Annotated in this window: 13 protein-coding genes; 2 read left to right on the top strand and 11 right to left on the bottom strand. The window is 44.9% G+C overall.

What is annotated here, in order from left to right; all coding sequences use genetic code 11:
• Window positions 1-6 precede the first annotated feature (6 nt).
• From B0I21_RS18915 to B0I21_RS18905, 3 genes are all read right to left on the bottom strand, one after another.
• Window positions 7-1,110, bottom strand: a complete 1,104-nt coding sequence (locus tag B0I21_RS18915; protein WP_133642060.1) for a DUF3810 domain-containing protein — start codon at window positions 1,108-1,110, stop codon at window positions 7-9.
• A complete protein-coding gene (locus B0I21_RS18910; RefSeq protein WP_133642059.1) occupies window positions 1,088-2,149 on the bottom strand; it encodes a nucleoid-associated protein in 1,062 nt (353 codons plus the stop codon). Before B0I21_RS18910 ends, B0I21_RS18915 begins: the two co-directional genes overlap by 23 nt.
• Before the next feature lie 111 nt (window positions 2,150-2,260).
• Complete coding sequence (locus B0I21_RS18905; protein WP_133642058.1) at window positions 2,261-3,166, bottom strand: histone deacetylase family protein; 906 nt, start codon at window positions 3,164-3,166, stop codon at window positions 2,261-2,263.
• A gap of 275 nt (window positions 3,167-3,441) precedes the next feature.
• Between B0I21_RS18905 and B0I21_RS18900 the strand changes: the two genes are divergently transcribed.
• Complete coding sequence (locus tag B0I21_RS18900; protein WP_133642057.1) at window positions 3,442-4,101, top strand: YceH family protein; 660 nt, start codon at window positions 3,442-3,444, stop codon at window positions 4,099-4,101.
• A gap of 390 nt (window positions 4,102-4,491) precedes the next feature.
• Here B0I21_RS18900 and B0I21_RS18895 read toward each other — a convergent pair whose 3' ends face one another.
• Window positions 4,492-4,857 carry a YkvA family protein gene (locus B0I21_RS18895; protein ID WP_208292396.1) on the bottom strand — a complete coding sequence of 122 codons (366 nt, stop codon included), beginning with the start codon at window positions 4,855-4,857 and terminating at the stop codon, window positions 4,492-4,494.
• 224 nt (window positions 4,858-5,081) lie between these two features.
• Between B0I21_RS18895 and B0I21_RS18890 the strand changes: the two genes are divergently transcribed.
• Complete coding sequence (locus B0I21_RS18890) at window positions 5,082-5,978, top strand: cation diffusion facilitator family transporter (RefSeq protein WP_133642055.1); 897 nt, start codon at window positions 5,082-5,084, stop codon at window positions 5,976-5,978.
• Window positions 5,979-6,232: 254 nt separating this feature from the next.
• Here the strand turns inward: B0I21_RS18890 and B0I21_RS18885 are convergent, their stop codons facing one another.
• From B0I21_RS18885 to B0I21_RS18855, 7 genes are all read right to left on the bottom strand, one after another.
• On the bottom strand, window positions 6,233-7,024 hold the full coding sequence (locus B0I21_RS18885; RefSeq protein ID WP_133642054.1) for an L-fucose dehydrogenase: 792 nt from the start codon (window positions 7,022-7,024) through the stop codon (window positions 6,233-6,235).
• A 12-nt stretch (window positions 7,025-7,036) separates the two neighbouring features.
• Window positions 7,037-7,864 (bottom strand): amidohydrolase family protein, encoded by an 828-nt coding sequence (locus B0I21_RS18880; protein WP_133642053.1) that lies wholly within the window; start codon window positions 7,862-7,864, stop codon window positions 7,037-7,039.
• A gap of 11 nt (window positions 7,865-7,875) precedes the next feature.
• Window positions 7,876-8,733 (bottom strand): fumarylacetoacetate hydrolase family protein, encoded by an 858-nt coding sequence (locus tag B0I21_RS18875; RefSeq protein ID WP_133642052.1) that lies wholly within the window; start codon window positions 8,731-8,733, stop codon window positions 7,876-7,878.
• A 354-nt stretch (window positions 8,734-9,087) separates the two neighbouring features.
• Window positions 9,088-9,852 (bottom strand): SDR family NAD(P)-dependent oxidoreductase, encoded by a 765-nt coding sequence (locus B0I21_RS18870; protein WP_133642051.1) that lies wholly within the window; start codon window positions 9,850-9,852, stop codon window positions 9,088-9,090.
• Window position 9,853: 1 nt separating this feature from the next.
• Window positions 9,854-11,164: an alpha-L-fucosidase gene (locus tag B0I21_RS18865; RefSeq protein ID WP_133642050.1), complete on the bottom strand. Its 1,311-nt coding sequence runs from the start codon at window positions 11,162-11,164 to the stop codon at window positions 9,854-9,856.
• 30 nt (window positions 11,165-11,194) lie between these two features.
• Window positions 11,195-12,859: a UxaA family hydrolase gene (locus B0I21_RS18860; RefSeq protein WP_133642049.1), complete on the bottom strand. Its 1,665-nt coding sequence runs from the start codon at window positions 12,857-12,859 to the stop codon at window positions 11,195-11,197.
• Between the two features lie 3 nt (window positions 12,860-12,862).
• Window positions 12,863-13,195: an L-rhamnose mutarotase gene (locus B0I21_RS18855; protein ID WP_133642048.1), complete on the bottom strand. Its 333-nt coding sequence runs from the start codon at window positions 13,193-13,195 to the stop codon at window positions 12,863-12,865.
• Between the last annotated feature and the right edge of the window lie 9 nt (window positions 13,196-13,204).

Raw genomic sequence — 13,204 nt, 5'->3', positions numbered from 1 at the left:
CCTTTTTTACGGCGTATGTTGTTGCTGCTTATCCCAGGCAATGACCAAGCGAGACATAAGCGAATAGCGAGCAAAGCCTTCGGGCTGATTGTTATGCTTCAAGTAACCGCCGTAAAAGAAACTCATTACCCGGTCTACCGGGCCGCTGTATGCTTTCCAAAACTGGCGTTCGTCGGCATAATCTTGCTTTACCGCATCTGTTAATTTGCCGATGTAAAACTGGTAGCGCCGCTCATCCTGAACGTAGAGCGGACGAAGCAGGTACTGCACCGTCTCGTAATAGGCGGCGTATTGGTAATGTGGATTGGCATGATCATGCAGGGCGACAAAAGCAATAAAATTACATTCATCCTCAAAGCCTACGCCCATTTGATGGGCTAATTCATGGACAACGGTGAAAGGATAGCCTACCATTGGGGCGATACCATTCACCTGTACCTCTTGGGTAAAGGGATTGAGGTAGCCAGTAACGGAGAAATAGGATGTAAGCGCGCTGGAGAGCGGTTGCTTGGCGTGAATTTGCGTGCGCGAAAGCATAGGAAACACCGCATCATTCTCCTCCATAAATTGCGCTAACTCTTTGCGTGTACTTTCTCGCGCTATGTCTGTCGTTGGTAAGCTTGCGCGCAGCGCATTGGCCTTGGCAATATAGCGATCCAATACATCGAAATAATCTGCGCTATCAATCTGTTCTACCTTTAAATTTAACTGCTCTTGAAGGGGTACCCGATAGTAATTCAATCCCCAACTTAGGTAAAAATAAAGGTAGGAAGACAACAGCAGGATCACGAGCTGTACAAACTGCCGAAGGGCTAAATATCCTTTTTTCCTGAACAATGTAGCTAGGCAACGAATAAGCAGCAACAAGATCAATACCACGAAGCAGGCATAAAAAATATCCCCAAAACTAAAGGGCAGCCAACCAAACAGCCATTTGTGCACATGCGAAAAAAGCGGATAAAAGCCCCTGCTGTAATACCGTTCGACAAACGCAGGAGATTGCTGTATGCCCATGATCAACAGCAACGCAGCTAATAACACACCTAACGTCATCAAATAGCTGCGTAGGCTGAGGGCTCCTCGGCTGCTAAGCTTGTGTCTCGTTTTCAAAATATAACTTATAATAGTGAAGTCCCCGCTCCTCGTCAAATCCCGTCTCTATATAATCGCGTTTACCGTGGATGTAGATATGGAAATTTTTATCAAGCTTCAACACCGATTTATAGGTCGACGCCATCTTCTTGACAGCTGGTGTGGCTATCTCGAAACTGGATTGGAAAGCGGTATCAAACTCTTCTTCGAAATTTTGCTGGTAGCTTTTAAATAGCGCAGCCGCATCTGGATTGGCAATAACTTCTTCTTCAAACTCACTTTGATCAAACGTTTCTTTCGTTTTAAAGTAGTTCATGGAGCGGTTCAGCAAGTCGATCTTGTCGGCACTTTCCAGCTCAAAGGTTTCATCCAGCTTCTCGTTGACAAACTTTTTATATACCTTCATGATATTCCCTGTTTGTTGGTAATTATCATTGCGGGTACGTATTTTTAAGAAATCATCTTTCCAGTAGACAGCTTCCGATTGATTGGTTTGGTCGACGACCAATACCTTGTAGCCCTCTTCTTCCTCTACATTGACAATAACTACCCCTTTGTCCAATTTGTTGATATTGATGGCTTCTTGTTCGTAATCAAGGTCAAAACCTTCTCCATTCGGGTATACCTTAAGATAAGCCTCTTTATTTTCAGATTTGAAAATACCAATGGCATCGTGGTCTTCGCCCTCCATCTGCACGTTTTTTAGCGCGACGATATACAGTTCCCCACCTTTTATCTTCGGGTGCTCGGAAACTTCATACAAATGTTTGGCAAGCTGCTGCGACATATCATGAAAGGCGATCTTGTCGTCGAAGTATTGCTTGGCGAAATGGTATACTTCGTTTAGTTGTAAATCTTCGTTGGGATGATAAAAACGATATACTTCATTGGCTTTGCCGAAGGGCTTCATAAAGTATTGCATTAACAAATCGGGCAACACTTCGTCTTGACTAAGGTCTATAGGACTATCTGATAACACAAAATACTCGTCCTGTGCTTTATTGCCTACCCGATGTATGGACAGTTGGTCAAATATGGCGTCTTGGTGAAAAAACATGGGGAAAATTAAAAAGTTAAAATTAAAAAGTTAAAAGTAAGAATTAACAAGTCAGAAGTCAAAAGTGAGAAGTTGAAAATAAAAGTGAGAAGTTAAGCATATAAAAAACTATTAAAGATCAAATATCTGTATGGCGGCCTTGAACGTATTGACGTGCGCATTGACAATATCCTTGATATGGGTAGAGTATCCACCCCCCATGCTTACTTGCACGGGGATTCCGCGTCGACGGCAGATCTGAAAGACGCGTTCGTCGCGCAATCGACATCCTTCTTCACTGAGCTTCAGCTTCCCGAGCTTATCAGTCGCGAGTACATCGACACCTGCCTGATAAAATACAAAATCTGGACGCACGCGATCGAAAACCGGCGCTAAATGTTGATCCAGCAGGGTGAGATATGCATTATCATCTAATCCATCATCCAGCGGCACATCTAAGTCTGATTGTTCTTTGATAAAGGGAAAGTTCTTTTCGCCGTGCATGCTAAATGTAAATATCTGCTGATTACCTGTAAAGATGTGTGCGGTACCATTTCCTTGATGCACGTCTAAATCAACAATCAGTATGCGCTCGGCGAGTTTCCGATCAACGAGGTAGGCCGCCGCCACGGCTTGATCGTTGAGCAAGCAAAACCCTTCTCCAAAATCACGGCCTGCATGGTGTGTACCGCCAGCAGTATTGAACGCTACACCATATTCCAACGCATAAACACTGGACCGTATGGTGCCTTCCGCAAGATAAAACTCGCGATCTATCAATTCTTTTGACAGCGGAAACCCTATTCTACGCACCATCCGTGCGTCTAAGGTTAAGTCTAACAGCGCTTGCACATAATGCCCATCATGCGCCAACAGAACGTCTGCGTGTTGGGCCAATTCCGGTGCAAAGAAATTAGCACTGCTGACGACGCCTTCGTGCAGCAATTGCGCCGGAATAAGCTCATATTTTAACATGGGAAAGCGATGTCCTTCCCGCAGCGGATGTATGTATGCGGCATGATGCGCAATTCGTAGCACAGTCTTTCTCTTTGATTACCGCGAATTTACTAAAAGATTTAAGGCTAAAAAATTCCTTTCAACAATGATCGCTTCACGTGGTGCTATCTATTTTGAAACCTATATATTTTTTTTATCTTCGAAAGCGAAGGGCCTGTTTAGATCTACACGGTGAACTTCGCGTCGACGGCGGCTCGCTATCTCGAAAAAAATTAACGAAGGCGCAATCGGCAAGACACAAAAAATGGATAGCAATATTCTTAAATAGGTGTTCAGGCCAAATAAATTGATAACAGATGGAAGAAACAGCGAGCTTACCGCTATTACGTGCAGAAGAATTACGTGTTTTAGGATGTCTTATGGAGAAAGCCAAAACGACACCGGAATATTACCCCATGACGATCAACAGCTTACAAGCTGCCTGTAATCAAAAAACATCGCGTAAGCCTGTCGTATCTTATGACGAACATACCATCATGGAGACGTTGGACCAGCTACGGAAACGTGGCTTGGTGTCTACGGTGGTCGGCGGCGGCAGCCGCGTCACCAAATACAAGCACAATGTCGCCATCCAATATCCCTTGATTCCGCAAGATTTGGCGGCGCTCTGCTTACTCCTTTTACGAGGGCCGCTGACTCCCGGCGAGATTAATTCCAATGCGGGTCGTTTATTTGATTTTGAAAGCATTGACGAGGTGCAAGAGGTATTGAACCGTCTTCAAGAACAACAACCAGCGTTTGTTAGGATGCTGCCAAAGCGCGCTGGACAGAAGGAAGTGCGCTACGTGCACCTTTTAGGCGAGATCAATGAAGAGGATTACGACACCGCGGCTACGGTAGAACACAGTGGCGGAGCAAGTCAGGTACAGGACCTGCAGGAACGCGTTGCCAACCTGGAAACGCAGTTATCGACATTACGGGCAGAATTCGATCAGCTTATGCAGCAATTAACCTAGCGACCTAAACAAATGGCGGAACAAAGAACCGCCTATGGAGATAAAAACAAGGCAATATCAGGATATACTGTGCTATTGCCTCTTTCAATTGTAGTAAAATTACTACATCTATTTAAAAATATAGGCACTTTTCGTATGTTAACACAATATTATATAAAGTTAATATGTGCAAAACGATTTGGGCATGCAAATTGTTTATATCGGTGTTGAACAAACAACGAACAGTAAACAATAATGAGAAGAACACCCCTAACTACATTTCTAGTACTGGCATTTGTGGCTTTTGTACTTATCTTTGCCACTACTTGCTCTGGTATAGGGTAAGGTATTGCGTAACCAGCTATGCTATCCAACAACGTGAAGATTTCAACGAGTTTCTACAAGAAGCTTTTATGAAATAGCCGCTGCTGTATTTTCCTTGAAGGTTTTATATTTCCGCATTTCGTCCGTGAGTTTCGCTACGGCATACCCTACGATAGTAAGATCATCGATCCATCCCAGCACGGGGATCACATCTGGAATGGCGTCTAAAGGTGAAACCACATAGACAATGGTACCGACAATCACCGATAAATTCCATTTATTCATTTTGTAACGTCCTGCTATCGTGTCCCTACCCATCGCAATAAGCAATTTGAAGTCGCTGGCTTTTTCGTTCAAGTTTGCCGCTTTTGCCTCCGCACTGTCAAATTCCTTTGTGGATATCGACATTTTCCGAAACTGTTCGAAGAGCTGAAACGCTCGTATCCATCGCATCTTTTTCATAGCAGCAATATACTACTTTTTAAAAACCCTTTTCGAGTTTGTCTTAGACTTTAACAATAACCTTACAAAGTGCGGCATAGTCGATTACTTAAATTCGTCGATATATTCGTCCTATTTGTGCTGTTAAATAAATTTTTGTCGCTCTTACAGTCTTTTTCCTGATCGACATCGAGACAGTTCAAATAAATGCCCTATCTTTGGCAAAAAAAAGACGTATGTCAAATTCCGATAAAGCTATACGAACGACATATTTCAGCATACTGACAAACTTCCTTCTGGCCTTAATTAAGTGGTTAGCAGGATTTTTTGGAAATTCCTACGCGCTTATCGCAGATGCTATTGAGTCTACAGCAGACATATTTTCTTCGTTTCTTGTATTGCTAGGCCTAAAGTATTCCAAACGTCCAGCGGACCAGTCTCATCCTTACGGACACGGTCGTATCGAGCCGCTTATCACGTTTATCGTTGTTATTTTCCTTGTGATTTCCGCTTTCGTCATTGCAAAAGAAAGTATAGAGAATATAAAAACACCTCACGATTTACCTGAACCTTGGACCTTAATTGTGCTTGCCGGTATTATTATTTGGAAGGAGATTTCTTTTCGAATTGTGATGAAGCGCAGCAAGGCTTTAAATAGTACCTCCCTAAAAGCAGATGCCTGGCATCACCGATCTGATGCCATCACCTCCGTAGCAGCGTTCATCGGTATATCGATAGCTTTGTTTGCCGGCGAAGGCTATGAAAGTGCTGACGACTGGGCAGCACTCTTCGCGTCGGCACTTATTCTATACAACTGCTACGGTATCTTTCGCCCAGCGCTTGCGGAGATTATGGATGAAAACAGGTATGAAGAGCTGGAAGACGATGTGAGAAAACAATCGTTAAAAGTGAATGGTGTGCTATTGATCGAGAAATGTTACATCCGGAAAATAGGGATGCTATTTCAGATCGACCTCCATGCTGTCGTCGACCCCAACATATCGGTGAGAGAAGGACATGACATTGCCCACCGATTAAAGGATTACCTCATTGCCAACATACCCAATATCGGCAACGTATTTATCCATATCGAGCCCTTCGACAAAAACTCGAAATGCGATCACAGTAAGTAAGTCGGTACATGTATTTTGCATCATCATCCAGCAATTAGAAAGCTACGCCGCAGTATAGCATGACGGGGAGACATCCGCTCAGCATACCGCCTCACATCTGCCACCCCGTCAATCTTACGTTCCAACCGTCAAATCTTAAGCTTTGGTACTAACTTTTGAATTTTGACTTGTCACTTATCAATTTTCACTTTTAAATTTTAACTTTTAAATTTTAACTTTTCACTTTTGAATTTTGACTTATTACTTTTTAATTTTTAATTCTCCTTAATCAACGAACGATCCAAGTGTACATAACCACCGTCTACATGAACGAGTTGCCCAGTCGTGTGGCTTGATTTTTCAGATAATAAGAACACGGCTGTATTCGCAATTTCTTCGGCCGTAGTCATCCGGTGTTCCAGCGGAATGCGGTCTGTAATCTTTTTAAGCGTCTCTTCTGGATTATCCAAGGTCTGAATCCAGGAGTCGTACTGTGGCGTAGCACATTCGGCAACGATGATGGCGTTGACACGAATACTGTATGGCAATAACTCTACGGCCCATTCGCGCGTTAAGGCATTTCTCCCGCCGTTAGCTGCAGCATACGCTGACGTGTTCCCCTGCCCCGTTTCTGCTGTTTTCGAGCTGATATTTAAAATCGTGCCCTTAGCCACGCGGAGGGCATCAATGCAGTGATGCGCCATCAGGTAGTAGTGAATTAAATTCTTGTGCAAAGAAGCCACAAACCCTTCATAATTACCCGAAATAAGTCCTACACCATCGTTGTGGCCTGCATTATTGACCAGTCCATCGATACGGCCATAGACCGCCAAGGTCTGCTCTACAGCATGTTTGCAATGTGCAGGATCTGAAAGTTCGGCTTCGACACTTAGTGCTTTACCGCCCAATGCTTCGACCTCTGCCTTCACGATGTCATTATCCGCCTGTTTACGTCCTACGATGACCGGCACAGCGCCTTCTTTGGCAAGCGCAATAACAATTGCTTTACCGATACCTTTCGCACCACCGGTGACGATGAAAATCTTATCCTTTAAATTTAAATCCATTATTTTTTCAATCTATACATGATAAAAGCTTGCCGCATTGCCACCCCAGAACGCCTGACGTTCATCTTCTGTAAACCCTTCCAAGCTATGTTCAGCGACTGCGATCACCTCCGCATACGATGCAGCCACAAGACAAACAGGCCAATCCGTGCCAAACATCACCCTGCTTTTACCAAAACAGGCAATGGCGTGGTGAATGTAAGGCTTAAAATCATCTGGCGTCCAGTTTTCCCAGTCCGCTTCCGTCACCAAAGCAGACACCTTGCAATGCACATTCGGAAAAGCTGCTAATTCCTTGATGAAAGCAGCCCACTCCTCAAACTCTTTCGCCCGGATATTTGGCTTGGCCATATGGTCCAACACAAATCGTTGAGCTGGATTTGCGGCAACACAGGCCAATGTGCTTTGGTAATGTCGTGGGCGAATGAGCAAATCGTAGGTGTAATCGTAAGCCGTTAAAGCCGTAATGCCACGCAAAAACGAGGGTCGGATTAAAAAATCAGGATCCTCTTCTGCTTCGATCACGTGGCGAAATCCTTTCACAATTGGAAACTGCTGGTAATGCGCCAACTGATCAGCGATATCATCGGCCTGTAAGTCTACCCAGCCTACCACTGCCTTCACCATAGCATACATGGTAGAAAGGTCGATTAAAAACCGAGTCTCCTCCGCAGATTGCGATGCCTGCACCGCGACGACAGCATCAATACCGTTTTCCTTAAGCTGCGGTGCTAAGTCTGTCGGTAAGAAATTGCGTTGGATGGCCGACATCTCATCCGTTATCCAAGCGTCGCGCTCGGCATCAAAAATCCAGAAGTGCTGGTGGGCGTCTATGCGCATAAGCTATTTTTTTATTTTTGTGAGTATGCAACGACTTCTTGACGAGATTCACCCAAATAGTCGGCGCCCAGTTCAATCACATCGCCAGCTTTCAGATAGATAGGTGGATTAAAGCCCAGCCCAACACCTGCAGGTGTACCTGTCGAGATAACATCACCCGGCAATAAGGTCATGAACTGAGAAACATAGGAAACGACATGTGCCACCGAGAAAATTAAGTTACTGGTGTTTCCGTCTTGGTAAGTCTCGCCGTTTACCTTCAACCACAAACGTACATTGTTGATATCTGGAATTTCGTCTGCCGTAGTCAGGTATGGCCCCATAGGCGCAAAGGTATCACATCCTTTTCCCTTATCCCACGTGCCGCCACGCTCTAATTGATAGGCACGCTCAGACACATCATTATGCAATACATAGCCAGCAATATAGTTAAGCGCATCATCTTCGTCCACATAAGACGCTTTTTTGCCGATTACAATACCAAACTCCACTTCCCAGTCTGTCTTCTCTGAGCCACGCGGGATCACGATTTGATCATAGGGCCCAACCAAAGAGGTTGTAGACTTCATAAAGATAATAGGCTCCGCTGGAATCGCAGCTCCAGTTTCCGCTGCATGGTCTTTATAATTCAGACCGATACAAACAATTTTAGACGGGCGCGCAAAAGGAGCACCTAAGCGACTGTCCGCAGGAATTTCAATAAGTCTACCCGCATTAGCCTTTACGAACTCGTCCAATCTTGCCAAGCCATTCTCCGCAAAGAACTGCTCGTTATAGTCGCCGCCAAAAGCAGATACATCGTAATTTACACCATCAATCTGAACACCGATATGTTCTCTTCCAGTTTCTCCGAAACGTATTAATTTCATGTTATTTTAGTATTTGAGAGTGGGTATTGTATTTTTAGTATTTAGTATTTAGTATTTAGTATTTAGTATTTAGTATTTAGTAATAACAAATACCACAATTAACCGCCCCACTCTTTTTATTTTTAAATGTTATCTTTTTAATGTTTATTGCCGAATCCTGACTTTTGATCTCTAACTTCTGAATCCTAACTTTCGATCTCCAACTTCTGAATCCTAACTTTCGATCTCTAACTTCCTAATTCCAACTTTTGAATTTTCACTTCTTACTTTTTACTTTTGAATTTTCACTTTTCACTTTTGACTTTTTATTTTTGAATTTTCACTTCTTACTTTTCACTTCTTACTTTTCACTTTCTAATTATTCAACTTAATAAAGCCGCCATCGATTGGGTAATCATTTCCAGTGATGAAGGCTGCATCATCTGAACATAGAAACAAGGCCAATTTAGCAATTTCTTCTGGCTTGGCCATCCTGCCTATCGGTTGCGATTGCGACAGTTTTTCAAACATTTCCGCTTCCTGACCGGGATAGTTTTTCGAAATAAAACCATCGACAAATGGTGTATGTACGCGAGCTGGCGAGATCGAGTTCGAGCGGATATTATCCTTCATATAATCGCGTGCTACCGACATGCTCATCGCGTAGATCGCACCTTTACTCATCGAATAGGCAAAGCGATCCGCGATACCGACGACAGCTGCAATAGATGCCAAATTTAGGATCGCGCCGCCGCCATGCTGCTTCATTTGCGGAACGACGGCGTGCAAAGCATTGTATGCACCTTTCACATTCACTTGAAACACACGTTCGAAATCTGCCTCTGCACATTTCTCCAGATTGCCCACATGGGCTATTCCGGCGTTATTTACCAATATATCCACCTTACCAATAGCAGATACGATAGCTGCCACTTCAGCTTGATCACTGACGTTACAGGCGTGAATTTTCGCAGAACCACCCGCAGCGACGATATCCGTCACTACGCCTTGGCCTACCTCGGCATTCAGATCCAAAATATGCACGGCGGCACCTTCTTTCGCGAATAGCTCTGAAATTGCACGACCTATTCCACTGCCACCACCCGTAATAATGGCTACTTTGTCTTTTAATTTTGACATATTATTTAATACTTAGCTTTAATACCAAATCATCCGCGTGGCGAAGTCCTTCGGGGAGTTGTACCACAAGGACATCGTTTTCCAGCTGATGATATTTAATTTTTGTTTTACCATCGAAAGTTGATAGCGAAGACAATTTAGCGGTAAAATTGGGAATCAGAAAATTGTCCTTTTCCGAATTTAGGATATGTAAATAAACCGTTTTTCCTTTTTTCGTCAGCGCATAATCATCCGTTGGCGGTATAAATCCACCTTCGGTGTCGTAGATTGTTTCCCCATACGTTTTCAACCATTCACCCAATTGCCTGAGGCGCTCTTGCTGGTAATCCTGAATCTCGCCGTTAGGCATCGGCCCCACATTGAGAAGCAAGTTGGAACCATAACCGGCTGCTTTTACCAAATAACTCAGCACGTCTTTAAACGATTTACGCTGCCTATCTTTAATATCGAAGCCCCAAGACCCCGCAATCGTGCCGCAAACTTCTTTTGGAAGACTGCCTACGGCATCTGCTGCAGTTCCAAAACCGGTGGTGTTATGTCCGGGTAGGTCGCGCTCAAACATCTGGAAATCTTCCCCTTCGATGGGTGCGATATGGTGGTTGTTGCCGACCAAACAATGGGGTTGCAGCTTATGAATTAACGAATAAATCTCATCATAATGCCAGTTCGCCTGGGGCTTGTCCCAGTGCCCGTCGAACCAGATCCCATCGATGTGTCCGTAGTTTGTCAGCAGTTCGGTAAGCTGCGTCTTCATAAATTGTATGTAGCTATCCCAATTCCCGTTATCGGCATTTCTGCCCGCTATACCTTTGCCCGTACCCCCAAAAGGTAGATAGTCATCCCGCTTCCAATCCAGTAAGGAATAGTAGAACATGATACGAATACCTTCCGCGCGGCAAGCCTCGACAAGTTCTTTAACAATATCCCGCTTGAACGGCGTCGCCTTTACGACGTTATAGTCCGATGCTTGCGAATTCCACATCGAAAAGCCATCATGGTGCCGCGTGGTAAATGTAATATACTTCGCACCAGCATCCTTAAAAAGCTTAGCCCATGCTTTCGCATCAAAATCGATCGGGTTGAAAAAGGACGGCAGCAACCCGTATTCATCGATACCAAGATTTTTATTGTTCATCACCCATTCACCATCACCCAACACCGAATAGACGCCCCAGTGTATAAACACACCAAAGCGAGCTTCTTCAAACCATTTTCTGTTTTCTACATTTGCCGGTGTCGGCTGATAGGCAGTTTGTGCAGACGCGCTGTTCAACATGCCGAGCAGCAACGCAAAGATCAATAGCTTTCTCATATTGATAAATTTTAGTTTATAATGACTAGACTACAACGAAACGCCCCTTCGCCATGGAATGAAATCATCCTGTCCAAGCTGGACAGCCTTCGGTTGCAACTCCCCACTTGCCACCGCAATAACATATTCCAATATACGATGCGCCGCTTCTTCGATGGTTTCTTCGCCATCGATAATGGTACCACAGTTTAAATCAATGATATCCGGCATCTTTTCAAAAGTTTTCGTGTTGGTCGATAACTTGATCACGGGGGCCACAGGGTTGCCCGTTGGTGTTCCCAAACCGGTTGTAAAAAGCACAACATTGGCACCAGCCGCCACCTCAGCCGTGGTGCTTTCTACATCGTTGCCAGGTGTGCACAAAAGGTTTAAACCTGCGAAATTAGCCAGCTCTGGATAATCCACAACGGCGGTCACCGGCGATGTACCTCCTTTTTTGGCTGCACCGGCCGACTTAATGGCATCGGTGATCAACCCATCGCGGATATTCCCCGGCGAGGGGTTCATGTAAAATCCAGAACCGTCGGCTTCGGCCTTCGCATTGTAGGTCTTCATCAGGTGCATAAATTTTTCGGCCGTGGCTTCATCGATACAGCGATCACTCAGCTCCTGCTCGACACCGCACAACTCTGGAAACTCCGCCAAAATAACCGACCCTCCGAGCGTGATCAACATATCCGAAAGGTAGCCCAAAGCAGGGTTTGCCGATATGCCCGAGAAACCGTCGGACCCACCGCATTCGAGACCGATACACAGTTTATCCAAGGACGCTGGACTACGTTTCTGCTCGTTTGCCATGCTCAATCCCGCAAACGTCGCTTTAATTGCCTTTTGCATCAATTCCTGTTCGGTACCCTCCAATTGCTGTTCGAAGACAAAAAAAGGTTTATCAAACTGCGGGTCGCGCTTTTTGATCTCCTCTTTTAAAATGGAAGCCTGCGCATGCTGGCAACCCAAGCTCAATATGGTAGCACCCGCCACATTGGGGTGCGTGACATAGCCCGCCAATAGACCACAAAGGGCATCGGAATCCATCCGCGTGCCACCGCAGCCCATATCGTGATTCAAAAACTTGACACCATCGACATTTGCGAACAACCTATTTTCACGCACATTTGCCTTTGCAGAAGACAGATCTACCGCTAAAAGTTCGTCAACAGAGGCTCCGGACTTATAGCGTGCAATAAGCTCGTCCACCTCGTCCGAATAATCTTTCGACTCCAGTTGATAGCCCAACTTCTCCTCCAATGCCGATTTCAGCGTCAGCACATTTCGGTTTTCACAAAATACCAGCGGAATGACCAACCAATGGTTTGCCGTACCAACCGTGCCATTGCTGCGATGAAAACCATTGAAGGTCCGCCCTTTAAAGGCAGACACATCGGGCTTAATCCAAGAAAGCTTTCTTGTGCCCATCTTAAAATCGTCGGATGCATGTCGCAAATTTTCAGTGCTTATGAGCGCTCCCTGCCTCACGGCGACATTCATCTTGCCCACCAACACGCCGTACATAAAAATCGACGCATCTTGCGGCAATGCGGTGATCGTAAATTTATGTTTTGCGGCAACTGCCTGTAGTAAGGGAAACTGAACGCCCTTAAAGTCGACCATAAATCCTTCCGGTAGGTCCCGCAGGGCAACCAAGACATTATCCTCCGGATGAATTTGCAAATACGCCAATCGTTCTCTTTTCATTATCTAGTATAGCTCAAAAATTTTATTCATCATCACCCACTTTTCGCCCGGCTTTGCTCCGGGAACGGCTTGCTGAAATTTCCACATCAAGGCCTCCCATTCCTGGACTTTCGCATTGGCAGCATCCATCTCGGCTTTGCGTTCAAATGTAAACGTATCATCTACATCCATCAGCATAAATAGGCGGTTACCAAATCGGTATATTTCCATGTGGGTCACACCAGCATCGCGGATAGACGCTTGTATCTCAGGCCATACTTCCGCATGGTATGCTTCATATTCGGCGATCAAATTTGGATCATCTACCAGATCCAAGGCCATTGTTATTCTTCTCATACTCTTCTT

Source organism: Sphingobacterium paludis (assembly GCF_004364125.1).
GTDB classification, from domain to species: domain Bacteria; phylum Bacteroidota; class Bacteroidia; order Sphingobacteriales; family Sphingobacteriaceae; genus Sphingobacterium; species Sphingobacterium paludis.
The sequence above is the reverse complement of the archived record's forward strand: the minus strand, read 5'-3'. Positions and strand labels throughout refer to the sequence as shown.